Below are 23,269 nucleotides of genomic sequence, written 5' to 3' on the forward strand. Positions count from 1 at the left end.
ACAACGCTGTACCCAGTTACAGCCAATCGCTAATATAAATTTCGACCCTATTCCCATAAACCAAACGAGAAGACTATTTGATATGAGTAATCATTATGATGAGATCAAAGAAAAAATTATCGACACCCATGACCGTCATCACCATATTCGCAACACTGTCTGAAACTTCGGCAGCCGTCTCCTTGCCCTTCCTCGATAATGAAGAGCGCGCGATGTATATATGGTTTTTGATTTGTTTCCCTTTTTATTTGCTGTTTCTGTTTTTCGCCACACTAAACTTCAACTATCGCTCGCTGTATGCGCCTTCCGATTATGAGAAGGGTGAGCACTTCATCAATGCGCTGGATGCAGCCCAGACAATCCAGGGCACGCCAAGCCAGATCCGCGTCTGGAAGAACCTTTGCGTGCGCCACCGGATCGAACTGCCGGAGCGCCTGGATGACCTGCACATCGTCGATGCACGCAACCTGAACAGAAAACTCGATGTCCGCGAGCTTCTGAGCAGGACTCGGCCAGTCACCGACGCAGGTTCGGCGCAAGTTGTGGTGTTTCTGATCAACAACGAGTCGGAGAATGTGTTGAAAGAGATCGCCGGAAAGTATTTCAGGCAAGCCAGAAAACACAACGGCTCACCGATTTGCATGGCTTACAACTTGAGCTCTCATGAACTGACGCTCATTGATCAACCCGGCCAATCTGACGCGCAACGGTCAGTGACGTTCCAGGATCAACGGCAATGAAGCAGGTGGGAGTAATGCTGAAACGACAAGAAAGATGAATCGCAATGTCCGAGATAAAACCCCTATGTTCAGATTTGGGGCCTTGTCGAACACAAGGCCCCAGATCGTACTACCGAGTCAAAAACTTCAGAAAAGCTTGCGACCCTTGTTCGCCGCGATACGCATGCGCAGGGCGTTGAGCTTGATGAAGCCCGCCGCGTCGGCCTGGTTGTAAGCGCCGCCATCTTCCTCGAATGTCGCAATGTTGGCGTCGAACAGCGATTCGTCGGACTTGCGGCCAGTGACGATCACATTACCCTTGTACAGCTTCAGGCGGACGACGCCGTTAACGTTGACCTGGGACGCGTCGATCATCTGTTGCAACATCACACGCTCAGGGCTCCACCAGTAACCGGTGTAGATCAGGCTGGCGTATTTCGGCATCAGCTCGTCCTTGAGGTGAGCCACTTCGCGGTCCAGGGTGATCGACTCGATCGCACGGTGAGCGCGCAGCATGATGGTGCCGCCCGGGGTTTCGTAGCAGCCACGGGACTTCATGCCCACGTAACGGTTTTCCACGATGTCCAGACGACCGATGCCGTGTTCGCCACCGATACGGTTCAGGGTCGCCAGCACGGTGGCCGGGGTCATTTCGACGCCGTCCAGTGCCACGATGTCGCCGTTGCGGTAGGTCAGTTCCAGGTACTGCGGCTTGTCCGGGGCCTTCTCCGGGGAGACGGTCCAGCGCCACATGTCTTCTTCGTGCTCGGTCCAGGTGTCTTCCAGCACGCCGCCTTCATAGGAGATGTGCAGCAGGTTGGCGTCCATCGAGTACGGCGATTTTTTCTTGCCGTGGCGCTCGATCGGGATCGCATGCTTTTCTGCGTAGTCCATCAGCTTCTCGCGGGACAGCAGGTCCCACTCGCGCCATGGAGCAATCACTTTCACGCCTGGCTTCAAGGCATAGGCGCCCAGTTCGAAACGAACCTGGTCGTTACCCTTGCCGGTGGCGCCGTGGGAAATGGCGTCGGCGCCGGTTTCGTTGGCGATTTCGATCAGGCGCTTGGCGATCAACGGACGAGCGATGGAAGTACCCAGCAGGTACTCGCCTTCGTAAACAGTGTTGGCGCGGAACATCGGGAACACGAAATCTCGCACGAACTCTTCGCGCAGATCGTCGATGTAGATTTCTTTTACGCCCATGGCCTGCGCCTTGGCGCGAGCAGGTTCGACCTCTTCACCCTGACCCAGGTCAGCGGTAAAGGTCACCACTTCACAGTTATAAGTATCCTGCAGCCACTTGAGGATCACCGAAGTGTCCAGGCCGCCGGAATACGCCAGAACGACCTTGTTTACGTCCGCCATGCCATCACTCCACGGGGTTCTACGGAAAGCCGTCAAGTCTACCGGTCATGCAGAATAATTTACAGTGGCGCGACAGCTTATGACGACGAAGCGACAGATTATGTCGAGCGCGCGACGATCCGTCGCGGCTCAGGAAGTCTTCGCCGCGCTCGCCGATGCCGTGGCCGGGGGTGCCGGCGTTTCGACTGGCGCAACGCGGGCGAGATGGACGTTTACCCGGCGATTTTTCGCCCGGTTGGCCGCCGAGGTATTGGGCGCCAGCGGATAACGCTCGCCATGGAAACGCACGGTGATCTGCGATTCCTGGATACCGTTGGCCTTGAAGTATTCCATGACCGCCAGTGCACGACGGCGCGACAGTTCACGGTTGGTCAGGCGATTGCCGCTGTTGTCCGAGTGGCCGTCGAGCTCGATATGGTTGACCGTCGGGTCGGCTTTCATGAAGTCCAGCATCACCTGCAACTGGGCCTTGGCCTGTGCGTCGAGTTCGATGCCTTCGCCGGGGAAGCCGATCTGCGATTGCTTGACCTGTTCGAAGTTCTTCGGCAGCAGCTTTGCCACGCAACCCTGGTAATCGTTGAACGCCTTGCTGAACTTGACGGGCAGCAGGCGCACTTCCGACACCCGGCCATCGCTCGAGTAGTGCCGCACGACCGGGCTGCGCCCGTCCATCAGACCGCTGATCAGGCGTCCGGCCTGGACTTGCGAACTGTTGAACAGCACGTTGCCACTGCCGATCCTCACCGAGCCGAGATTGATGTCGCCCCGCCCCGGTTGCCACGGCGCAGCCGCCGCCAACAGGGTCGCCGAGCCGCCACCGACCATCGAGTTGTAGGCTTTCAGACGAAATGTCGCCTGCTCGCCAGCGCGACGCACGAACTCGCCCGAACCGAAATCGGTGATCGGCTGGGTCAGGCGACACTCGAACTTGTCCCCTTCGACCGTCCACTCGATGCTCTCCAGGCGAGTCTGGAAAGTGAGCGCCATCGCGGGAAGGCTGGCAAACACACTGAGCAAGGCTAGATAACGCTGGCGCACGGGCGGCTCCACTGGCTTCTACAACAAAAAGACACACACATATTTTTACGGCATACCAGTTGGGTATCGGACGCTTCCCACAAAACTTGATAGCGGGTGCCCCAGAGAGTCTTTTCCGGTAGCATTCCCCAGAGTTTGACCCGCCTGGAATCCCCTCATGTCCGACCGCCTGACCCTGCTGCGTCCCGACGACTGGCATATTCATCTTCGCGATGGTGCCGTGTTGACCAATACCGTTGCGGATGTCGCGCGCACCTTTGGTCGCGCCATCATCATGCCCAACCTGGTACCGCCAGTGCGCAACGCCGCTGAAGCCGACGGCTATCGTCAGCGCATCCTCGCGGCGCGTCCGGCCGGCAGCCGTTTCGAACCGTTGATGGTCCTGTACCTCACCGACCGCACCCAGCCTGAAGAAATTCGCGCGGCCAAGGCCACCGGCTTCGTGCACGCCGCCAAGTTGTACCCGGCTGGCGCGACCACCAACTCGGATTCTGGCGTGACCAGCATCGACAAGATCTTTCCGGCGCTCGAGGCCATGGCCGAAGTCGGCATGCCGCTGCTGATCCACGGGGAAGTCACCCGTGGCGATGTCGACGTGTTCGACCGCGAGAAAATCTTCATCGACGAGCACATGCGCCGCGTGGTCGAGCGCTTCCCGACGCTCAAGGTGGTGTTCGAGCACATCACCACCGGCGACGCCGTGCAGTTCGTCAACGAGGCTTCGGCCAACGTCGGCGCGACCATCACCGCGCACCACTTGCTGTACAACCGCAACCACATGCTGGTTGGCGGGATCCGCCCGCACTTCTATTGCCTGCCGATCCTCAAGCGCAACACCCACCAGGAAGCCCTGCTCGACGCCGCCACCAGCGGCAGCGCCAAGTTCTTCCTCGGCACCGACTCGGCGCCGCATGCCCAGCATGCCAAGGAAGCCGCCTGCGGGTGTGCCGGTTGCTATACCGCTTATGCGGCCATCGAGCTGTACGCCGAAGCGTTCGAGCAACGCAACGCGCTGGACAAGCTCGAAGCCTTCGCCAGCCTCAACGGCCCGCGTTTCTACGGCCTGCCGGTGAACACCGATCGCATCACCCTGGTCCGTGAAGAGTGGACCGCCCCTGCCAGCCTGCCGTTTGGCGAGCTGAACGTCATCCCGCTGCGCGCCGGTGAAAAACTGCGCTGGCGCCTGCTGGAGGAACACGCGTGAGTGAAGACCATTTCGACGACGAACAGGACGGTTCGAGTTCAGGTGGTTCGCGCCATCCGATGGCGGCCCGGTTTCGTGGTTACCTGCCGGTTGTCGTCGACGTAGAAACCGGTGGTTTCAATTCGGCGACTGACGCCCTGCTGGAAATCGCGGCGACCACCATCGCCATGGATGAAAAGGGTTTCGTTTACCCTGATCACACCTACTTCTTCCGCGTCGAGCCTTTCGAAGGCGCGAACATCGAAGCGGCGGCGCTGGAGTTCACCGGGATCAAGCTCGATCACCCACTGCGCATGGCCGTGAGCGAAGAGACGGCCCTGAACGACATCTTCCGTGGCGTGCGCAAGGCGCTCAAGGCCAACGGCTGCAAGCGGGCGATCCTGGTCGGCCACAACAGCAGCTTCGACCTGGGCTTCCTCAATGCCGCCGTGGCGCGCCTGGACATGAAGCGCAACCCGTTCCACCCGTTCTCCAGCTTCGACACCGCCACCCTGGCCGGCCTGGCGTATGGCCAGACCGTGCTGGCGAAGGCCTGCCAGGCCGCGGACATCGACTTCGACGGTCGCGAAGCCCACTCGGCCCGCTACGACACCGAGAAGACCGCCGAGCTGTTCTGCGGCATCGTCAATCGCTGGAAGCAAATGGGCGGCTGGGAAGACTTCGACGATTGAGTCGTCTGCCCTTTCGAGCATAAAAAAACCGGCCATGATGGCCGGTTTTTTTGTACCTCGAACGCGCCTTACAGGGCAGCCGCGTGCTCGGTCAGGTAAGCCGCAACGCCTTCTGGCGAAGCGTTCATGCCTTTGTCGCCTTTCTTCCAGTTGGCAGGGCAGACTTCGCCGTGCTCTTCGTGGAATTGCAGGGCGTCGACCAGACGGATCAGCTCTTCCATGTTACGGCCCAGCGGCAGGTCGTTGATGATCTGCGAACGGACAATGCCTTTGTCGTCGATCAGGAACGCGCCACGGAAAGCCACGCCGCCTTCGGACTCAACGTCGTAGGCCTTGGCAATTTCGTGCTTCATGTCGGCAGCCATGGTGTAACGGACTTCACCGATACCGCCGCTGTTGACCGGGGTGTTGCGCCAGGCGTTGTGGGTGAAGTGCGAGTCGATCGAAACGGCGATCACTTCCACGTTGCGTGCCTTGAAGTCAGACATGCGGTTGTCCAGAGCGATCAGCTCCGATGGGCATACGAAGGTGAAGTCCAGCGGGTAGAAGAACACCAGACCGTATTTGCCTTTGATGGCCGAGGACAGGGTGAAGCTGTCGACGATTTCGCCATTGCCCAGAACGGCCGGTACGGTGAAATCAGGGGCTTGCTTGCCTACGAGTACGCTCATTGAATATCTCCTGGTGTAAAAACGTGAAGTTCCGGGTTTGCGCCAGCCTGTCACCCTCAGGCGACAGCCCTGTGACACTCACCCCCTTCATAAGGACCGGCCATCATACACTGCGTTTTTCACCTGTCCTCCATGGATTTTCACCGGAGCGCTGAATGGGCGCCGTAACGGTTACTGGCAGATTGCCCAGAAGAAAACCGTTCGTCAGCGATGGCGCGAATTCAGGCAAAGCTGTCAGAAACCACTTTGACAATCATTCTCGTTAACATTAAGATCCATCGCAATTGAGTCACAACCAGCGACGGTTTTCACTTATGTATGTCTGCCTCTGCACTGGCGTCACCGACGGTCAAATCCGCGATGCAATCTATGAAGGATGCTGCAGCTACAAGGAAGTCCGTCAGGCTACTGGCGTAGCCAGCCAATGCGGTAAATGCGCCTGCCTGGCCAAGGAAGTGGTGCGTGAAACCCTGACCAAGTTGCAAACAGCCCAGGCTGCGATTCCTTTTCCTGTAGAATTTAATGCGGCGTAACTAACTGCATTTCAAAGAACCGGACTTAATGTCCGGTTTTTTTATGCCTGAAAATCAATTGCTTACGCTCAAGACGCGGAACACAAACATTCTTATTCCGATTAATTTTCATTTATTATTCAATAACTTAGGTTTGACACCCCGAATTATGCGGCTCAAACTCTGCCCTATAGACAGCTAACTCAGGGCAGGACCCCATCATGAAAGGCGACGTTACAGTCATCCAGCATCTCAACAAGATCCTTGCCAATGAGCTGGTCGCGATCAACCAATATTTCCTGCATGCGCGCATGTATGAAGATTGGGGCCTGAACAAGCTGGGCAAGCACGAGTACCACGAATCCATCGACGAGATGAAACACGCGGACAAGCTGATCAAGCGCATCCTGTTCCTGGAAGGCCTGCCGAACGTGCAGGACCTGGGCAAGCTGCACATCGGCGAGCACACCAAGGAAATGCTGGAGTGCGACCTGCGTATCGAGAAGACCGGCCACGCTGACCTCAAGGTCGCGATCGCCCATTGCGAAACCGTTGGCGATTTCGGCAGCCGTGAACTGCTCGAAGACATTCTCGAGTCGGAAGAAGAACACATCGACTGGCTGGAAACCCAGCTGGGCCTGATCGACAAGATCGGTATCGAGAACTACCTGCAATCGCAGATGGGCGACGACGAGTAACATTCTCGACCCGCAAAAAAATGCCCCGCTCTCTCCCAGAGGCGGGGCATTTTTTATGCGCCCCCGCCCCTGTAGGAGCGGGCTTGCCCGCGATGGAGGCCCAGACAACGCGGATTACCTGATGTCCCGCGTAATCGTTGACGACCATCGCGAGCAAGCTCGCTCCTACAGGGGGATATAAAAAAGCCCCGCTCTCAAGAGGCGGGGCTTTTTGTGCTTGCGCGGGCGGTAATCAGGCCTTCGCAGCAGCCGCTTCAACAGCCGACTTGATGGTGGTCTGCAGCGAACCGTCTGCAGCCATCTCGATCATGATGTCGCTGCCGCCGACCAGCTCACCGGCCACCCACAGTTGTGGGAAGGTTGGCCAGTTGGCGTATTTCGGCAGGTTGGCGCGGATTTCCGGGTTCTGCAGGATGTCCACGTACGCAAACTTTTCACCACATGCCATCACGGCCTGCGCAGCTTTTGCGGAGAAGCCGCACTGCGGGGCATTCGGCGAGCCTTTCATGTAAAGCAGAACGGTGTTGTTGGCAATCTGCTCTTTAATCGTTTCGATGATATCCATGGAGCACCTCAGCTGAACTTTCCGACCCCGGGGTCGGCACGGTGACGCATTGTAACGGAAAGCCGAGCGCCATGCTCGGTCTCCCCGACAGAGCCGTTCACGCCGCCGCTACCGTCACCGGTACGCCGTTCAACGCCGCGTTACCCGACAGCTCGTCGAGCTGACATTCGTCGGTCAGGTCGTTGGCACTCGAACCCGGCTGGCCGCTGGCAATGGTCATCTGCACGCCCGGTCGCGCATGCCCCCAACCGTGCGGCAGGCTGACCACGCCCTTCATCATTTCCAGGCTGCCCAGCACTTCCACCTCGATCACGCCAACCCGCGAGCTGACCTTCACCCGCTGCCCGTCATTAAGCCCGCGGCTGGCCAGGTCATCAGGGTGCATCAGCAATTGATGGCGCGGCTTGCCCTTCACCAGTCGGTGATAGTTGTGCATCCAGGAGTTATTGCTGCGCACATGACGCCGGCCAATCATCAGCAGCTCATCGGCGTGGGGTGCCTGCAACGCCGCGAAGCGAGCGAGGTCGGCGAGCATCACGGCGGGCGCCGCCTGGACGCGCTGCTCGGCGGTCTTGAGTCGCCCGGCCAGGTTGGATTTCAGTGCCCCCAGATCAACGCCATGGGGATGGTCGAACAGCGTCGCCAGCGACAACTTGTGCGAGGAAGCATCGCCATAGGCGCCCATGCGCAGGCCCATGTCGATCATCTTCGCCGGCGGCATCGTCGGCTTCAGCTCCTTGCCGGTCCTGGCGGCAAACGCCTTGGCCAGCCCGACGAAAATCTCCCAGTCGTGCAAGGCGCCTTCCGGCTTGGCCAGGATCGCGCGGTTGAAGCGGGTGACGTTACGCACCGCGAACAGGTTGAACGTGGTGTCGTAGTGATCGTTTTCCAGAGCGGAGGTCGATGGCAGGATGAGGTCGGCATACCGCGTGGTTTCGTTGATGTACAGATCGACGCTGACCATGAACTCCAGGCCGTCCAGTGCCTGCTCCAGTTGCCGGCCATTGGGGGTCGACAGCACCGGGTTGCCCGCCACGGTAATCAACGCGCGCACTTGCCCTTCGCCACCGGTGAGCATTTCTTCGGCCAGTGCCGACACCGGCAGCTCGCCGGCATATTCCGGGCGCCCGGAAACGCGGCTCTGCCACAGGTTGAAGTGCCCGCCCGAGGTGGTCGCCACCAGGTCCACGGCAGGTTCGGTGCACAACGCACCGCCCACGCGGTCGAGGTTGCCGGTGACCAGGTTGATCAACTGCACCAGCCAGTGACAGAGCGTGCCGAAAGCCTGGGTCGAGACGCCCATGCGCCCGTAGCAGACCGCCGTCGGCGCTGCCGCGAAGTCGCGGGCCAGTTGGCGGATCTGCTCTGCCGGCACCGCGCACAAGGGGCTCATGGCCTCGGCGGTGAACCCTGCGATCGCCTCGCGCACCTGCTCCAGGCCGTCCACCGGCAAATGACTGTCGCGGGTCAGGCCTTCACCAAACAGAGTGTTGAGCAGGCCGAACAGCAGCGCCGCGTCACCACCCGGGCGCACGAACAGGTGCTGATCGGCCATCGCCGCGGTTTCGCTGCGCCGTGGATCGACCACCACGACCTTGCCGCCGCGGCCCTGGATGGCCTTCAGGCGTTTCTCCACGTCCGGCACGGTCATGATGCTGCCGTTGGACGCCAGCGGATTGCCGCCCAGGATCAGCATGAAATCGGTGTGGTCGATGTCCGGGATCGGCAACAGCAAACCGTGGCCGTACATCAGATGGCTGGTCAGGTGGTGCGGCAACTGGTCGACCGAGGTCGCGGAGTACCGGTTGCGGGTCTTGAGCAGGCCCAGGAAGTAGTTGCTGTGGGTCATCAGCCCATAGTTGTGCACGCTGGGGTTGCCCTGGTACACCGCCACCGCATTCTGGCCGTGGCGCGCCTGGATATCGGCCAGGCGTTCGGCGACCAGGTTGAACGCCGCGTCCCACTCGATGGGCTGCCACTCGCTGCCGACCCGCAGCATCGGTTGGCGCAGGCGGTCCGGATCGTTCTGGATGTCTTGCAAGGCCACAGCCTTGGGGCAAATGTGCCCGCGGCTGAAGGTGTCCAGGGCATCGCCCTTGATCGAGGTGATCTGCACGGCGCCATCGGTTTCGGTGGTCTCGATGGTCAGGCCGCAAATGGCTTCACACAGATGGCAGGCACGGTGATGGAGAGTCTTGGTCATGGCCAGTCTCTTTCTTGTACGGGGCGGGCAGCGGCAGCCGCGGGAACAAAACTATGGCCCGCACCCGTTCCCGGCGCCAGCGATGTTCGAATCGTGAATCGGCCCCCATCAGCCCAGCCGATGGCCGCAGCGAGTCAGTTCGACGGCAGCCGCGGCGGCGCCTGCATCTGGATTTCCTGGATGGTTTCGATCTGCTCGTGGGCCAGGGGCACGCCCGTGAGCTCACCGATGAGGCGCCAGTGTTCGTCGAGACCGGCGCTGATGGTGGCCATGCGGTCGATCATTCGCCGGCCGGCGGCCTTGGTGACCTCGTCGTTGCTACGCAAGAGTTCGAAGGACATCGACGTCATGGAAGCGGTGAGGTGTGTCAACGCCCGCGCCGTGAGGCCGAGCAATTCCATGAGTTGCTGTTCTTTCGATTCCATTCCAGAGGCTTCCTGCGTCAATCGTGACTTAGTTATAACCCAGCACATTGCATTAGCAAGTGTTTCAGACGAAGCACATTGCCATTAACGATGAGAGGTCACGGATCGTAAACCGACAACCACCGCGCCATCCCCGCCCTGCTTGATTGCCAAGGCCCGCAAGGCCAGTGTACAAATGACGGGCTGCTGTCAGGAAAACACTTCAAACGCGCCACGACGGTCACCGTCCCGGCCCCTCTGAAATCCGCATACACCGTAGCCTATTGGAAAAACGCGACATTTAGTGTCAAGATCGCGCCTTCCCTATTTCGTCGCCCCCGTGCGGCTTACGCCGCAGGTCTCGCCCGTTGTTCCGTAAAACAAGGCTTTGAGTATCTGCGGTCTGTTGCAAAAAGGTAGTCAATGATGAGCGCTAGGCACTTTCTCTCCCTGATGGACTGCACGCCCGACGAACTGGTCAGCGTGATCCGTCGAGGCGTGGAGCTCAAAGACCTGCGTAACCGCGGCGTACTGTTCGAGCCACTGAAAAACCGCGTGCTCGGGATGATTTTCGAGAAGTCCTCGACCCGCACCCGTATTTCATTCGAAGCCGGCATGATCCAGCTGGGCGGCCAGGCGATCTTCCTGTCGCCGCGCGACACGCAACTGGGCCGTGGCGAGCCGATCGGCGACGCCGCCATCGTCATGTCGAGCATGCTCGATGCAGTGATGATCCGTACCTTCGCCCACAGCACCCTGACCGAATTCGCCGCCAACTCCCGCGTGCCCGTGATCAACGGCCTGTCCGACGACCTGCACCCTTGCCAGTTGCTAGCCGACATGCAGACCTTCCTCGAACATCGCGGCTCGATTCAGGGCAAGACCGTGGCCTGGATCGGCGACGGCAACAACATGTGCAACAGCTATATAGAAGCGGCGATCCAGTTCGACTTCCAGTTGCGCGTGGCCTGCCCGCAAGGCTACGAGCCCAATCCTGAATTCGTGGCCAGGGCCGGCGATCGCGTGACCATCGTCCGCGACCCGCAGGAAGCCGTGCGCGGCGCTCACCTGGTGAGCACCGACGTCTGGACCTCCATGGGCCAGGAAGAAGAAACCGCCAAGCGCCTGCAACTGTTCGCGCCCTACCAGGTCAATCGCGCACTGCTGGACCTGGCCGCCGAGGACGTGCTGTTCATGCATTGCCTGCCCGCCCACCGCGGCGAAGAAATCAGCCTCGACCTGCTCGATGACCCGCGCTCCGTCGCCTGGGATCAGGCCGAGAACCGACTCCACGCACAAAAGGCCCTGCTCGAATTCCTCGTCGAGCCGGCGTACCACCACGCATGAGCCAGCCATTACTGCTTAACCTGCGCAACCTCGCCTGCGGCTACCGAGACCAGCGCGTGGTGCAAAACCTCAACCTGCATTTGAATGCCGGCGACATCGGTTGCCTGCTCGGTTCGTCGGGTTGCGGCAAAACCACCACGCTGCGGGCGATTGCCGGTTTCGAACCGGTGCACGAAGGGGAAATCACCCTGGCCGGCGAAACGATTTCCAGCGCCGGGTTCACCCTGGCCCCGGAAAAGCGCCGCATCGGCATGGTGTTCCAGGACTACGCCCTGTTCCCGCACCTGAGCGTGGCCGAGAACATCGCCTTTGGCATTCGCAAGCATCCGAACAAGGACCGCGTCGTCGAAGAACTGCTCGAACTGGTCAACCTGAAGAACCTCGGCAAACGCTTCGTGCATGAGCTGTCCGGCGGCCAGCAACAGCGTGTGGCCCTAGCCCGCGCCCTGGCGCCCGAGCCGCAACTGCTGCTGCTCGACGAGCCCTTCTCCAACCTCGATGGTGAACTGCGCCGCAAGCTCAGCCACGAAGTGCGCGACATTCTCAAGGCCCGTGGCACCAGCGCGATTCTGGTGACCCACGACCAGGAAGAAGCCTTTGCGGTCAGCGATCACATCGGCGTGTTCAAAGAGGGTCGCCTGGAACAGTGGGACACCCCCTACAACCTGTACCACGAACCGCAGACGCCCTATGTCGCCAGCTTCATTGGCCAGGGTTATTTCATTCGCGGCCAGTTGAGCAGCCCGGAATCGGTGCAGACCGAACTCGGTGAACTGCGCGGCAACCGTGCCTACACCTGGCCCACCGGCGGCGCCGTGGACGTGCTGCTGCGCCCGGACGACATCGTCTATGCCCCGGACAGCGCATTGAAGGCGCGGATTGTCGGCAAATCCTTCCAGGGCGCATCAACCCTGTATCGCTTGCAGATGCCGACCGGCGCGCAACTGGAGTCGATTTTCCCGAGCCACGTCGATCATCAGGTCGGCGCCGATGTCGGGATTCGCGTGGCGGCCGATCACCTGGTGCTGTTCCAGGCGTCGGGCAGCACCGCGGCGCAGATCCCGGCGGTGGAATCGGGCGTGCGGCGCTACAGCACGGCAGGCTGAATGCAATATCAATGTGGGAGCAGGCTCGCTCCCACAGGTTTTTGTGTCGCACACAAATCATCTGATTGACGCCAGACCTGTAGGAGCGAGCTTGCTCGCGATGGGGTGTGTCAGTCGAATCAAGTATCAACTGACACACCGCCATCGCGAGCAAGCTCGCTCCTACAGGTTCATCGCTTAGCCCAGCATCAGCGTGCCACTGGCCACCAGCGTAGCGTTCCCGCCGATCTTCACCCGATCCCCTTCCAGCCGGCAGAACAACTCGCCGCCGCGTTTCGAGCACTGGTACGCCGTCAGGCTCGACTTGCCCAGGCGTTTGGACCAGTACGGAATCAGGCTGCAATGGGTCGAGCCGGTCACTGGATCTTCATTGATACCAATAGCAGGCGCGAAGTAGCGTGACACGAAATCATGCTTGCTGCCCTTGGCAGTGACGATGGCGCCCAGCCACGGCAATTTGGCCAGGGCGATCATGTCTGGCTGGCAATCGAGCACCGCCTGCTCGGACTCGAGCACCACGAACAACTCATTCGAACCGCGCACATCGACCGCTTCCACACCCAATGCGCGCTCGACATCCAGGGTCACCCCCACTTCCGAGGGAGTGATGGCCGGGAAGTCCAGCCACAGCCGATCACCTTCACGGCTCACGCTCAGCGGGCCGGATTTGCAGATGAAATCCAGGCGCTCGGCCGGCTCCTTGTAGATCTCGAACAGGACATAGGCACTGGCCAGGGTGGCGTGCCCGCACAGGGGCACCTCGGTGGTCGGGGTGAACCAGCGAATGCGCCAGCCCTGCCCTTCACGCACCACGAAGGCGGTTTCGGCGAGGTTGTGCTCGCCGGCAATCTTCTGCATCAACTCGTCGGCCAGCCAGGCGTCGAGCCGGTAGACCATCGCCGGGTTGCCACTGAACGGCTTGTCGCTGAACGCATCTACCTGGTGAAACTCAAGCTGCATAAATCTTCTCCCTGATTCAGGCGCGGCCAATATCGGCGAACGTGGCCTGAGTATGTTCGGCCAGCACCGCTGGCGCCAACTCCACTTCGAGACCGCGACGACCGGCGCTGACAAAAATGCTCGCAAACGGCTGAGCCGAATTGTCGATAAAGGTGCGCAGGCGCTTTTTCTGCCCCAGCGGACTGATGCCGCCCAGCAGATAACCAGTGGATCGTTGCGCGGCGGCCGGGTCGGCCATTTCGACTTTCTTGACCTTGGCGGCGTGCGCCAGGCCTTTCAGATCCAGGGTTCCGGCTACTGGCACCACGGCCACCAGCAGTTCGCCTTTCTCACTGGCGGCCAGCAGCGTCTTGAATACTTGCGCCGGGTCCAGGCCGAGTTTCTCTGCAGCCTCGAGCCCGTAGGACGCTGCCTTCGGATCATGTTCGTAACTGTGCACCTGATGTTCGGCACGAACCTTCTTCAACAAATCCAATGCGGGGGTCATGACAGCTCCAGACTGGGCAGCAGAGAAAAAATACTGCGCCCGATTCTAGGTCATTGCCGGGCAAAACGCTCTATCCCGGCAACGCTTCCAGGGCGCACGAACGCCTCTTACCGTTCGTCAGTGCTTCAGGCTCCCGGCAAACAAAATGATCATTCACCTGACTAATAGTTCGGAACTGACTGACCGTTCACTTTCGATCTTTGACAGTTATGTTTCCTGACTATATTTTTTCGATTACGAATACCGTATAACGCGACAACGCATCCCCCAGCAGTAAACCGGGGCTCAGGGTGGGGACCCTCCCGGTGAAAATCGCGCCTTGATCAGGATCAAGAAAGGCGCTGAAAGAAAAAAAACAAAGAGGTTTTCGATGACAACTGCTTTACAACAACCGTCGCTCTCCAGCCAATGCCTGGCTGAGTTTCTGGGCACGGCGCTGCTGATCTTTTTTGGTACCGGTTGCGTTGCCGCGCTCAAGGTCGCGGGTGCCAGCTTTGGCTTGTGGGAAATCAGCATCATCTGGGGCGTGGGCGTCAGCATGGCGATTTACCTGACCGCCGGAGTGTCCGGGGCCCATCTGAACCCCGCCGTCAGTATCGCCCTGTGCATTTTCACCGACTTCGAAAAGCGCAAACTGCCGCTCTATATTCTTTCCCAGGTGGCTGGCGCGTTCTGCGGCGCCTTGTTGGTTTACACGCTGTACAGCAATCTCTTCTTCGATTACGAACAAGCCCACCAACTGGTTCGTGGCACCGAGGCCAGCCTTGAACTGGCGTCGGTATTCTCCACCTTCCCCAACCCGTCACTGTCCACCGCCCAGGCATTCCTGGTGGAGGTGGTGATCACGGCGATCCTGATGGGCGTGATCATGGCCCTGACCGACGACAACAATGGCTTGCCGAACGGACCGATGGCACCGCTGCTGATTGGTTTGCTGATCGCGGTGATCGGCAGTTCGATGGGACCGCTGACCGGCTTTGCGATGAACCCGGCGCGGGATTTCGGCCCCAAACTGATGACCTTCTTCGCCGGCTGGGGTGAAGTCTCCCTCACTGGCGCACGTGATATTCCGTATTTCCTGATCCCGATCTTTGCGCCGATTGTCGGTGCCTGCCTCGGTGCCGCGGCCTATCGCGGGCTGATTGCCCGTCATCTGCCGGCCACCGAACCTGCTACAAAGGACACAACACCGGCCATTGACGGCAAACCCAGAACTTCCTGATACCTTTGGCGCGACGCGCCTGATCTCACTCCCTTATTTCGTCCAAGGCAATCGACATGACCGACCTACAGAATAAGAACTACATCATTGCCCTCGATCAGGGTACGACCAGCTCGCGCGCGATCATTTTCGACCGCGACGCCAACGTGGTCTGCACCGCCCAGCGCGAATTCGCCCAGCATTACCCGCAGGCCGGCTGGGTCGAGCATGACCCGATGGAAATCTTCGCCACCCAGAGCGCAGTGATGGTCGAGGCCCTGGCGCAAGCCGGCCTGCATCATGACCAGGTGGCTGCCATCGGCATCACCAACCAGCGCGAAACCACCGTGGTCTGGGACAAGACCACCGGCCGCCCGATCTACAACGCCATCGTCTGGCAGTGCCGGCGCAGCACCGAGATCTGCCAGCAGCTCAAGCGCGACGGCCACGAGCAATACATCAGCGAAACCACCGGCCTGGTCACCGACCCGTATTTCTCCGGCACCAAGCTCAAATGGATCCTCGACAACGTCGAAGGCAGCCGCGAGCGCGCGCGCAACGGCGAGCTGCTGTTCGGCACCGTCGACAGCTGGCTCATCTGGAAATTTACCGGCGGAAAGGTGCACGTCACCGACTACACCAACGCCTCGCGCACCATGCTCTTCAACATCCACACCCTGGAGTGGGATACGAAGATGCTCGAGCTGCTGGACATCCCGCGGGAAATGCTGCCGCCGGTGAAATCCTCTTCGGAAATCTACGGCCACACCAAGAGCGGCATCGCCATCGGCGGCATCGCCGGTGACCAACAAGCCGCGCTGTTCGGCCAGATGTGCGTCGAGCCGGGCCAGGCGAAAAATACCTACGGCACCGGCTGCTTCCTGCTGATGAACACCGGCACCAAGGCGGTGAAATCCAACCACGGCATGCTGACCACCATCGCCTGCGGCCCGCGCGGTGAAGTGGCCTATGCGCTGGAAGGCGCAGTGTTCAACGGCGGCTCGACCGTGCAGTGGCTGCGCGATGAACTGAAGATCATCAACGACGCCCACGACACCGAGTACTTCGCCAGCAAGGTCAAGGACAGCAACGGCGTGTACCTGGTGCCGGCCTTCACCGGTCTCGGCGCGCCCTACTGGGACCCGTACGCCCGTGGCGCGCTGTTCGGCCTGACCCGTGGCGTTCGCGTGGATCACATCATCCGCGCCGCGCTGGAGTCGATCGCCTACCAGACCCGCGACGTGCTCGACGCCATGCAGCAGGATTCCGGCGAACGCCTCAAGGCGCTGCGCGTGGATGGCGGCGCGGTGGCGAACAACTTCCTCATGCAGTTCCAAGCCGACATCCTCGGCACCCAGGTCGAGCGCCCGAAAATGCGCGAGACCACGGCACTGGGCGCGGCCTACCTGGCGGGCCTGGCCTGTGGTTTCTGGGGCAGCCTGGAAGAGCTGCGCGACAAGGCGGTGATCGAGCGCGAATTCGAAGCGAGCCTGGACGAAGCCGCCAAGGAAAAACTCTACGCCGGCTGGAAGAAAGCCGTCAGCCGCACCCGCGACTGGGAGCCGCAGGAAGGCGCCGAATAAGCCAACCTGCATACCGCTTCAGTATGTAACTGGCAGGGAGCAGATTCCTGCGGCATCATGGGCAAATTTTGCACGGCAGCCCAAAGGAAGCCCCATGAATCTGCCTCCCCGTCAGCAGCAAATCCTCGAACTGGTTCGCGAACGCGGCTACGTCAGTATCGAGGAAATGGCCTCGCTGTTCGTCGTGACACCCCAGACCATCCGCCGCGACATCAACCAGCTCGCCGAAGCCAATCTGCTGCGTCGCTATCACGGCGGCGCCGCCTACGATTCCAGTGTCGAAAACACCGCCTACGCCATGCGCGCCGACCAGATGCGCGATGAAAAGCAGCGTATCGGCGAAGCCGTTGCCGCGCAGATCCCCGATCACGCCTCGCTGTTCATCAATATCGGTACCACCACCGAGTCGATTGCCCGTGCGCTGCTCAACCACAGCCATTTGAAGATCATCACCAACAACCTGCATGTCGCCTCGATGCTCAGCGCCAAGGATGACTTCGACGTGCTGCTGACCGGCGGCAATGTGCGCCGTGACGGCGGTGTGGTCGGCCAGGCGAGCGTTGATTTCATCAACCAGTTCAAGGTCGACTTCGCCCTGGTCGGCATCAGTGGTATCGACGAAGACGGCAGCCTGCTGGACTTCGATTACCAGGAAGTGCGGGTGTCACAGGCGATCATCGCCAATGCGCGGCAGGTCATCCTGGCGGCGGACTCCAGCAAGTTCGGGCGCAACGCCATGATTCGCCTGGGCCCGATCAGCCTGATCGACTGCCTGGTGACCGACCAGCAGCCGGTGCCGGCGCTGGCGCAGTTGCTCAGCCAGCACAAGATTCGGTTGGAAGTGGTTTGATCAGTTCAGATCATTTGTAGGCTGTACCGACCCCATCGCGAGCAGGCTCGCTCCCACAGTTTTTGCATGCAACCTGTGGGAGCGAGCCTGCTCGCGATAAGATCACCTCGTTCTTCGCGCTAAAACGCACCCTCGCATGTTCGAAAATTTTCCTTTCCCCACCCTTCGATCAGTTTTTTCAATCGAAGCACACTGGCTGTGCGCCGCTTATTGGGCTACCATTTTCGCAAATGAACATTCATGTTCGAATTCAAATAGCGAAAATCAAAAAAAGCCCGAGGCCATGCGATGCCCAACACTACCTTGCCCACGCCCCCTATCGCTGAGGTCTACGACATTGCCGTCATCGGTGGCGGGATCAATGGCGTAGGCATCGCAGCGGATGCCGCCGGTCGCGGTCTGTCAGTGTTCCTTTGCGAAAAGGACGACCTGGCCAGCCATACCTCGTCGGCCAGCAGCAAGCTGATCCACGGTGGCCTGCGCTACCTCGAACATTACGAATTCCGCCTGGTGCGTGAAGCCCTTGCCGAACGCGAAGTGCTGCTGGCCAAGGCGCCGCACATCGTCAAGCAGATGCGCTTCGTGTTGCCGCATCGCCCGCACCTGCGCCCGGCCTGGATGATCCGCGCCGGCCTGTTCCTCTATGACAACCTGGGCAAGCGGGAAAAACTGCAAGGCTCCAACAGCCTCAAGTTCGGCCCGGACAGCCCGTTGAAGAGCGAAATCACCAAGGGTTTCGAATACTCCGATTGCTGGGTCGACGACGCCCGCCTGGTGGTCCTCAACGCCATGGCCGCCCGCGAAAAAGGCGCGCACATTCACACCCAGACCCGTTGTGTCAGCGCCCGACGCACCAAGGGCCTGTGGCACCTGCATCTGGAGCGCGCCGACGGCAGCCTGTTTTCGATCCGCAGCAAGGCACTGGTGAATGCGGCCGGCCCATGGGTCGCCAAGTTCATTCGCGATGACCTGAAGATGGAATCGCCCTATGGCATCCGCCTCATTCAAGGCAGCCACCTGATCGTGCCGAAACTGTATGAAGGCGACCACGCGCACATTCTGCAAAATGAAGATCAGCGCATCGTGTTCACCATTCCGTACCTGAACCAGTTCACCCTGATCGGCACCACCGACCGCGAATACACCGGCGACCCGGCCAGCGTGGCGATCACCGATGGCGAAACCGACTACCTGTTGAACGTGGTCAACGCCCACTTCAAAAAGCAGATCAGCCGCGACGACATCCTGCACAGCTACTCCGGCGTACGCCCGTTGTGCAACGACGAATCCGACAACCCCTCGGCCGTCACCCGCGACTACACCCTGGCGCTGTCGGGCTCCGGCGAAGAAGCACCGCTGCTGTCGGTGTTCGGCGGCAAGCTGACCACCTACCGCAAGCTGGCCGAGTCGGCCCTGGCGCAACTGGCCCCGTACTTCTCGCATATCAAACCAAGCTGGACCGCCAACGAAACCTTGCCGGGCGGTGAAGACATGACCACCCCGCAAGCCCTGAGCTCACGGATTCGCGATCAGTTCGACTGGGTGCCGAGCGAAATTGCCCGCCGCTGGTCCACCACCTACGGCAACCGCACCTGGCGCATGCTCGAAGGTGTGCAGAACCTCAGTGACCTGGGCGAACACATCGGCGGTGGCCTCTACACCCGCGAAGTCGATTACCTGTGCAGCGAAGAATGGGCGACCACCGCACAGGACATCCTCTGGCGGCGCAGCAAGCTGGGCCTGTTCACCACAGCGGCTGAGCAGCAGAAGCTCGCGGACTACCTGAGCAAAGTCGAGCAGAACCGCCGCAAGATCGAAGCGGCCTGATTGCCCGCCTGCTGAACCCGAAGCCCCTGGATCTCGCGATTCAGGGGCTTTTGCGTTCTGTCGCACACCTCATCCCCCCTGTGGGAGCGGGCTTGCTCGCGAAGGCGGTGGGTCAGTCGACTGAGATGCAGGCTGACCCACCGCCTTCGCGAGCAAGCCCGCTCCCACAGGGGACAGCCACCCGCCAGAAACGCATTCGGTTTTCCGAACGCGACCTGCCCGTCGATTCGGTTAACCGGATTATCTGATATCAAAAAAACATCAGATAAATTTAATAATCCTTATAAATCAATAAATTACCTAGGTTCGCCTGGCCTGGCACGACTCATGCTCTACACTTTTCGACGAATGCTTTGCTGCGCGGAACCTTGAAAGCCAGCAAACGCTCGAAGCTCAAAGGGCCGATTAACCGGCTTCATAAAAAAAACAATGTCGAGGACAATTTGATGCGTATCGTTCCCCACATCCTGGGCGCAGCCATCGCTGCCGCTCTGATCAGCACTCCAGTTTTCGCCGCCGAACTGACCGGCACCCTGAAGAAGATCAAAGACTCCGGCACGATCACCCTCGGCCACCGTGACGCTTCCATTCCGTTCTCCTACATCGCGGACGCCACCGGCAAGCCGATCGGCTACTCCCACGACCTGCAACTGCAAGTCGTCGAAGCCCTGAAGAAAGAGCTGGACCTGCCTAACCTTCAGGTCAAGTACAACCTGGTGACCTCGCAGACCCGCATCCCGCTGGTACAGAACGGCACCGTGGACCTGGAATGCGGTTCGACCACCAACAACGTCGAGCGTCAGCAACAGGTTGACTTCTCCGTGGGCATCTTCGAAGTCGGCACCCGTCTGCTGTCCAAGAAAGATTCGTCCTACAAGGATTTCGACGACCTCAAAGGCAAGAACGTCGTGACCACCGCCGGCACCACGTCCGAGCGCATCCTCAAGGCGATGAATGCCGACAAGCAAATGGGCATGAACGTCATCTCCGCCAAAGACCACGGCGAGTCCTTCCAGATGCTGGAAACCGGCCGCGCCGTTGCCTTCATGATGGACGACGTCCTGCTGGCCGGCGAAATGGCCAAGGCCAAGAAGCCTGCTGACTGGGCCGTAACCGGCACGCCACAGTCGTACGAAATCTACGGCTGCATGGTGCGCAAGGGCGATGCGCCATTCAAGAAGGTCGTGGACGACGCCATCAAGGCCACCTACGCATCGGGCGAGATCAACAAGATCTACGACAAGTGGTTCCAGCAGCCAGTGCCGCCAAAAGGCGTGAACCTGGAATTCCCGATGAGCAACGAGCTCAAGGCCCTGATCGCCACTCCAACCGATAAAGCGGCTGACGACAAGAAATCCTGATTTCTGTCTAACCTTAACTCCTGAGAGGGCCATTGCCCTTTCAGGAGCTACTCCCTGCTGGCATTTTCTGGAAACACTCGAACCGGTGGCTGTCGAGCCGCTCGTGTGTGTCCGACCATCGAGGTCGGGGTGGGAACGGAGTTCCCCAAGCGGGCATTAGTACATCGATAGAATCCGAGGGGAGACCCTGATGAATTACAACTGGGACTGGGGCGTATTCTTCAGATCCACCGGCGTGGGCAGCGAGACCTATCTCGACTGGTTCATTTCCGGCCTGGGCTGGACCATCGCCATCGCCATCGTGGCCTGGATCATTGCCCTGACACTGGGCTCGATCCTGGGCGTCATGCGCACCGTACCGAATCGCATCGTATCGGGCATCGCGACCTGCTACGTCGAACTCTTCCGTAATGTGCCACTGCTGGTGCAGCTGTTCATCTGGTACTTCCTGGTGCCCGATCTGCTGCCGGAAAACCTGCAGGAGTGGTACAAACAGGACCTGAACCCGACCACGTCGGCGTTCCTCAGCGTCATCGTGTGCCTGGGCCTGTTCACCGCCGCCCGCGTTTGCGAACAGGTGCGCACCGGTATCCAGGCGCTGCCCAAGGGCCAGGAATCCGCCGCTCGCGCCATGGGCTTCAAGCTGCCGCAGATCTATTGGAACGTGCTGCTGCCCCAGGCTTACCGGATCATCATTCCGCCGCTCACGTCGGAATTCCTCAACGTCTTCAAGAACTCGTCGGTGGCGTCGCTGATCGGCCTGATGGAGCTGCTCGCGCAGACCAAACAGACCGCCGAATTCTCGGCCAACCTGTTCGAAGCCTTCACCCTGGCCACGCTGATCTACTTCACCCTGAACATGAGCCTGATGCTGCTGATGCGCATGGTCGAGAAGAAAGTCGCCGTACCGGGCCTGATCTCCGCAGGGGGTAAATGATGGAATTCGACTTCTCGGGTATCGTCCCGGCCCTGCCAGGCCTGTGGAACGGCATGGTCATGACCCTGAAACTGATGGCCATGGGCGTCATCGGCGGGATCATCCTTGGCACCATCCTGGCGCTGATGCGCCTGTCCCACAACAAACTGCTTTCGAACCTGGCTGGCGCCTACGTCAACTACTTCCGTTCGATCCCGCTGCTGCTGGTCATCACCTGGTTCTACCTGGCGGTGCCGTTCGTGCTGCGCTGGATCACCGGCGAAGACACGCCGATCGGCGCGTTCACCTCGTGCATCGTGGCGTTCATGATGTTCGAAGCGGCCTACTTCTGTGAAATCGTGCGGGCCGGCGTGCAGTCGATTCCCAAGGGCCAGATGGGCGCCGCGCAGGCACTGGGCATGACTTACGGCCAGATGATGCGCCTGATCATCCTGCCGCAGGCGTTCCGCAAGATGACGCCGTTGCTGCTGCAACAGAGCATCATCCTGTTCCAGGACACCTCGCTGGTCTACGCCGTCGGCCTGGTGGACTTCCTCAACGCCTCGCGCGCCAGTGGCGACATCATCGGTCGCGCCAATGAGTTCCTGATCTTCGCAGGTCTCGTTTACTTCATCATCAGCTTTGCCGCCTCGCAGCTGGTCAAGCGTCTGCAAAAAAGGTTCGCCGTATGATCTCTATCAAGAACATCAACAAGTGGTATGGGGACTTCCAGGTGCTGACCGACTGCAGCACCGAGGTCAAGAAAGGCGAAGTGATCGTGGTGTGCGGGCCGTCCGGCTCGGGCAAATCGACCCTGATCAAATGCGTCAACGCCCTGGAACCGTTCCAGAAGGGTGACATCGTGGTCGATGGCACCTCCATCGCCAACCCGAAAACCGACCTGCCCAAGCTGCGTTCGCGCGTGGGTATGGTGTTCCAGCATTTCGAGCTGTTCCCGCACCTGACCATCACCGAGAACCTGACCATCGCGCAGATCAAGGTGTTGGGCCGCAGCAAGGAAGAAGCCACCAAGAAAGGCCTGGCCCTGCTCGACCGCGTCGGCCTCTCGGCCCACGCCCACAAGCACCCCGGCCAATTGTCCGGTGGCCAGCAGCAGCGTGTGGCGATTGCCCGTGCGCTGGCGATGGACCCGATCGTCATGCTGTTCGACGAACCGACCTCGGCGCTGGACCCGGAAATGGTCAACGAAGTGCTCGACGTGATGGTGCAACTGGCCCATGAAGGCATGACCATGATGTGCGTGACCCACGAAATGGGCTTCGCCCGCAAAGTGGCCGACCGCGTGATCTTCATGGACGCCGGCAAGATCATCGAAGACTGCCCGAAAGAGGAGTTCTTCGGCGACATCAGCCACCGTGCCGAGCGTACCCAGCACTTCCTCAACAAGATCTTGCAGCACTAAAAGCGCGCTCCCTCCCCTTCCTGTGGGAGCGAGCCTGCTCGCGATGGTCGTTAACGATGACGCGTATATACCGAATGTACGCGGCGATTTCGAGTCCATCGCGAGCAGGCTCGCTCCCACAGTTGGGGGAAGGACGGCAAGCGCTGGTTGACCCAAGG

23 protein-coding genes are annotated in these 23,269 nt (G+C 60.1%); 15 read left to right on the top strand and 8 right to left on the bottom strand.

Going from position 1 to position 23,269, the window contains the following annotated elements; translation table 11 throughout:
- The first annotated feature begins 128 nt into the window (after positions 1-128).
- Entirely contained in the window at positions 129-740 is a 612-nt protein-coding gene (locus tag ABVN20_RS07935) for a hypothetical protein (RefSeq protein WP_368555065.1), read from the top strand.
- A gap of 126 nt (positions 741-866) precedes the next feature.
- On the opposite strand, the gene ABVN20_RS07940 is transcribed toward ABVN20_RS07935, so the two are convergent.
- The gene (locus tag ABVN20_RS07940) at positions 867-2,084 is read right to left on the bottom strand and encodes an argininosuccinate synthase (RefSeq protein WP_368555066.1); all 1,218 of its coding nucleotides are present in this window, start codon (positions 2,082-2,084) and stop codon (positions 867-869) included.
- 129 nt (positions 2,085-2,213) lie between these two features.
- Positions 2,214-3,122: an OmpA family protein gene (locus ABVN20_RS07945; RefSeq protein ID WP_368555067.1), complete on the bottom strand. Its 909-nt coding sequence runs from the start codon at positions 3,120-3,122 to the stop codon at positions 2,214-2,216.
- Positions 3,123-3,279: 157 nt separating this feature from the next.
- On the opposite strand from ABVN20_RS07945, the gene pyrC reads away from it, so the two are divergent.
- Together pyrC and rnt are read left to right on the top strand one after the other, a co-directional pair.
- Positions 3,280-4,326, top strand: coding sequence for a dihydroorotase (gene pyrC / locus ABVN20_RS07950; protein ID WP_368555068.1), 1,047 nt, complete (start codon positions 3,280-3,282; stop codon positions 4,324-4,326).
- A complete protein-coding gene (gene rnt / locus ABVN20_RS07955; RefSeq protein WP_368555070.1) occupies positions 4,323-4,997 on the top strand; it encodes a ribonuclease T in 675 nt (224 codons plus the stop codon). The genes pyrC and rnt overlap by 4 nt, the downstream gene beginning before the upstream one ends.
- Positions 4,998-5,065: 68 nt before the next feature.
- On the opposite strand, the gene ABVN20_RS07960 is transcribed toward rnt, so the two are convergent.
- Positions 5,066-5,668 carry a peroxiredoxin gene (locus tag ABVN20_RS07960; protein ID WP_368555072.1) on the bottom strand — a complete coding sequence of 201 codons (603 nt, stop codon included), beginning with the start codon at positions 5,666-5,668 and terminating at the stop codon, positions 5,066-5,068.
- A gap of 314 nt (positions 5,669-5,982) precedes the next feature.
- On the opposite strand from ABVN20_RS07960, the gene ABVN20_RS07965 reads away from it, so the two are divergent.
- Both ABVN20_RS07965 and bfr read left to right on the top strand, forming a co-directional pair.
- Entirely contained in the window at positions 5,983-6,201 is a 219-nt protein-coding gene (locus tag ABVN20_RS07965; RefSeq protein ID WP_368555074.1) for a bacterioferritin-associated ferredoxin, read from the top strand.
- A gap of 200 nt (positions 6,202-6,401) precedes the next feature.
- Positions 6,402-6,878, top strand: coding sequence for a bacterioferritin (bfr, locus tag ABVN20_RS07970; RefSeq protein WP_368555076.1), 477 nt, complete (start codon positions 6,402-6,404; stop codon positions 6,876-6,878).
- A gap of 232 nt (positions 6,879-7,110) precedes the next feature.
- On the opposite strand, the gene grxD is transcribed toward bfr, so the two are convergent.
- The 3 genes from grxD to ABVN20_RS07985 all read right to left on the bottom strand — a co-directional run bounded on the left by grxD (position 7,111) and on the right by ABVN20_RS07985 (position 10,071).
- Positions 7,111-7,443 carry a Grx4 family monothiol glutaredoxin gene (gene grxD / locus ABVN20_RS07975; RefSeq protein ID WP_368555078.1) on the bottom strand — a complete coding sequence of 111 codons (333 nt, stop codon included), beginning with the start codon at positions 7,441-7,443 and terminating at the stop codon, positions 7,111-7,113.
- Positions 7,444-7,540: 97 nt separating this feature from the next.
- Positions 7,541-9,646, bottom strand: coding sequence for a molybdopterin oxidoreductase family protein (locus ABVN20_RS07980; RefSeq protein ID WP_368555080.1), 2,106 nt, complete (start codon positions 9,644-9,646; stop codon positions 7,541-7,543).
- 134 nt (positions 9,647-9,780) lie between these two features.
- On the bottom strand, positions 9,781-10,071 hold the full coding sequence (locus tag ABVN20_RS07985) for a hypothetical protein (RefSeq protein ID WP_368555082.1): 291 nt from the start codon (positions 10,069-10,071) through the stop codon (positions 9,781-9,783).
- Positions 10,072-10,476: 405 nt separating this feature from the next.
- Between ABVN20_RS07985 and argF the strand changes: the two genes are divergently transcribed.
- Positions 10,477-11,397 carry an ornithine carbamoyltransferase gene (gene argF / locus ABVN20_RS07990; RefSeq protein WP_368555084.1) on the top strand — a complete coding sequence of 307 codons (921 nt, stop codon included), beginning with the start codon at positions 10,477-10,479 and terminating at the stop codon, positions 11,395-11,397.
- Entirely contained in the window at positions 11,394-12,503 is a 1,110-nt protein-coding gene (locus ABVN20_RS07995; RefSeq protein ID WP_368555086.1) for an ABC transporter ATP-binding protein, read from the top strand. The genes argF and ABVN20_RS07995 overlap by 4 nt, the downstream gene beginning before the upstream one ends.
- A 177-nt stretch (positions 12,504-12,680) precedes the next feature.
- On the opposite strand, the gene ABVN20_RS08000 is transcribed toward ABVN20_RS07995, so the two are convergent.
- Complete coding sequence (locus tag ABVN20_RS08000; protein ID WP_368555088.1) at positions 12,681-13,463, bottom strand: PhzF family phenazine biosynthesis protein; 783 nt, start codon at positions 13,461-13,463, stop codon at positions 12,681-12,683.
- A gap of 16 nt (positions 13,464-13,479) precedes the next feature.
- Positions 13,480-13,950: a Cys-tRNA(Pro) deacylase gene (gene ybaK, locus ABVN20_RS08005; RefSeq protein WP_368555090.1), complete on the bottom strand. Its 471-nt coding sequence runs from the start codon at positions 13,948-13,950 to the stop codon at positions 13,480-13,482.
- Between the two features lie 370 nt (positions 13,951-14,320).
- Between ybaK and ABVN20_RS08010 the strand changes: the two genes are divergently transcribed.
- The 8 genes from ABVN20_RS08010 to ABVN20_RS08045 all read left to right on the top strand — a co-directional run bounded on the left by ABVN20_RS08010 (position 14,321) and on the right by ABVN20_RS08045 (position 23,111).
- Positions 14,321-15,172, top strand: a complete 852-nt coding sequence (locus ABVN20_RS08010) for an MIP/aquaporin family protein (RefSeq protein ID WP_368555092.1) — start codon at positions 14,321-14,323, stop codon at positions 15,170-15,172.
- Positions 15,173-15,228: 56 nt separating this feature from the next.
- Positions 15,229-16,734 (top strand): glycerol kinase GlpK, encoded by a 1,506-nt coding sequence (gene glpK / locus ABVN20_RS08015; RefSeq protein WP_368555094.1) that lies wholly within the window; start codon positions 15,229-15,231, stop codon positions 16,732-16,734.
- A gap of 94 nt (positions 16,735-16,828) precedes the next feature.
- On the top strand, positions 16,829-17,584 hold the full coding sequence (locus tag ABVN20_RS08020; RefSeq protein ID WP_368555096.1) for a DeoR/GlpR family transcriptional regulator: 756 nt from the start codon (positions 16,829-16,831) through the stop codon (positions 17,582-17,584).
- A 288-nt stretch (positions 17,585-17,872) separates the two neighbouring features.
- Positions 17,873-19,411, top strand: a complete 1,539-nt coding sequence (gene glpD, locus ABVN20_RS08025; RefSeq protein WP_368555098.1) for a glycerol-3-phosphate dehydrogenase — start codon at positions 17,873-17,875, stop codon at positions 19,409-19,411.
- Positions 19,412-19,857: 446 nt separating this feature from the next.
- Positions 19,858-20,772 (top strand): glutamate/aspartate ABC transporter substrate-binding protein, encoded by a 915-nt coding sequence (locus ABVN20_RS08030; RefSeq protein ID WP_368555100.1) that lies wholly within the window; start codon positions 19,858-19,860, stop codon positions 20,770-20,772.
- A 190-nt stretch (positions 20,773-20,962) separates the two neighbouring features.
- Complete coding sequence (locus ABVN20_RS08035) at positions 20,963-21,709, top strand: amino acid ABC transporter permease (protein ID WP_368555102.1); 747 nt, start codon at positions 20,963-20,965, stop codon at positions 21,707-21,709.
- Complete coding sequence (locus ABVN20_RS08040) at positions 21,709-22,380, top strand: amino acid ABC transporter permease (protein WP_368555104.1); 672 nt, start codon at positions 21,709-21,711, stop codon at positions 22,378-22,380. The genes ABVN20_RS08035 and ABVN20_RS08040 overlap by 1 nt, the downstream gene beginning before the upstream one ends.
- Positions 22,377-23,111 (top strand): amino acid ABC transporter ATP-binding protein, encoded by a 735-nt coding sequence (locus tag ABVN20_RS08045; RefSeq protein WP_368555106.1) that lies wholly within the window; start codon positions 22,377-22,379, stop codon positions 23,109-23,111. Before ABVN20_RS08040 ends, ABVN20_RS08045 begins: the two co-directional genes overlap by 4 nt.
- The last annotated feature ends 158 nt before the right edge of the window (positions 23,112-23,269 follow it).

Origin of the sequence: Pseudomonas sp. MYb118, from assembly GCF_040947875.1 — a bacterium.
Lineage (GTDB): Bacteria > Pseudomonadota > Gammaproteobacteria > Pseudomonadales > Pseudomonadaceae > Aquipseudomonas.

What these genes read in the sequence shown, in the direction of transcription:
- ABVN20_RS08035 (WP_368555102.1), top strand. Translation starts at nt 20,963, where the DNA reads ATGAATTACAACTGGGACTGGGGCGTATTCTTCAGATCCACCGGCGTG.
- bfr (WP_368555076.1), top strand. Translation starts at nt 6,402, where the DNA reads ATGAAAGGCGACGTTACAGTCATCCAGCATCTCAACAAGATCCTTGCC.
- pyrC (WP_368555068.1), top strand. Translation starts at nt 3,280, where the DNA reads ATGTCCGACCGCCTGACCCTGCTGCGTCCCGACGACTGGCATATTCAT.
- ABVN20_RS08020 (WP_368555096.1), top strand. Translation starts at nt 16,829, where the DNA reads ATGAATCTGCCTCCCCGTCAGCAGCAAATCCTCGAACTGGTTCGCGAA.
- ABVN20_RS08000 (WP_368555088.1), bottom strand. Translation starts at nt 13,463, where the DNA reads ATGCAGCTTGAGTTTCACCAGGTAGATGCGTTCAGCGACAAGCCGTTC.
- ABVN20_RS07980 (WP_368555080.1), bottom strand. Translation starts at nt 9,646, where the DNA reads ATGACCAAGACTCTCCATCACCGTGCCTGCCATCTGTGTGAAGCCATT.
- ABVN20_RS07940 (WP_368555066.1), bottom strand. Translation starts at nt 2,084, where the DNA reads ATGGCGGACGTAAACAAGGTCGTTCTGGCGTATTCCGGCGGCCTGGAC.
- ABVN20_RS07985 (WP_368555082.1), bottom strand. Translation starts at nt 10,071, where the DNA reads ATGGAATCGAAAGAACAGCAACTCATGGAATTGCTCGGCCTCACGGCG.
- ABVN20_RS08045 (WP_368555106.1), top strand. Translation starts at nt 22,377, where the DNA reads ATGATCTCTATCAAGAACATCAACAAGTGGTATGGGGACTTCCAGGTG.
- ABVN20_RS07935 (WP_368555065.1), top strand. Translation starts at nt 129, where the DNA reads ATGACCGTCATCACCATATTCGCAACACTGTCTGAAACTTCGGCAGCC.
- ABVN20_RS08040 (WP_368555104.1), top strand. Translation starts at nt 21,709, where the DNA reads ATGGAATTCGACTTCTCGGGTATCGTCCCGGCCCTGCCAGGCCTGTGG.
- ABVN20_RS07965 (WP_368555074.1), top strand. Translation starts at nt 5,983, where the DNA reads ATGTATGTCTGCCTCTGCACTGGCGTCACCGACGGTCAAATCCGCGAT.
- glpD (WP_368555098.1), top strand. Translation starts at nt 17,873, where the DNA reads ATGCCCAACACTACCTTGCCCACGCCCCCTATCGCTGAGGTCTACGAC.
- ABVN20_RS07995 (WP_368555086.1), top strand. Translation starts at nt 11,394, where the DNA reads ATGAGCCAGCCATTACTGCTTAACCTGCGCAACCTCGCCTGCGGCTAC.
- ybaK (WP_368555090.1), bottom strand. Translation starts at nt 13,950, where the DNA reads ATGACCCCCGCATTGGATTTGTTGAAGAAGGTTCGTGCCGAACATCAG.
- ABVN20_RS07960 (WP_368555072.1), bottom strand. Translation starts at nt 5,668, where the DNA reads ATGAGCGTACTCGTAGGCAAGCAAGCCCCTGATTTCACCGTACCGGCC.
- argF (WP_368555084.1), top strand. Translation starts at nt 10,477, where the DNA reads ATGAGCGCTAGGCACTTTCTCTCCCTGATGGACTGCACGCCCGACGAA.
- grxD (WP_368555078.1), bottom strand. Translation starts at nt 7,443, where the DNA reads ATGGATATCATCGAAACGATTAAAGAGCAGATTGCCAACAACACCGTT.
- ABVN20_RS08010 (WP_368555092.1), top strand. Translation starts at nt 14,321, where the DNA reads ATGACAACTGCTTTACAACAACCGTCGCTCTCCAGCCAATGCCTGGCT.
- ABVN20_RS08030 (WP_368555100.1), top strand. Translation starts at nt 19,858, where the DNA reads ATGCGTATCGTTCCCCACATCCTGGGCGCAGCCATCGCTGCCGCTCTG.
- glpK (WP_368555094.1), top strand. Translation starts at nt 15,229, where the DNA reads ATGACCGACCTACAGAATAAGAACTACATCATTGCCCTCGATCAGGGT.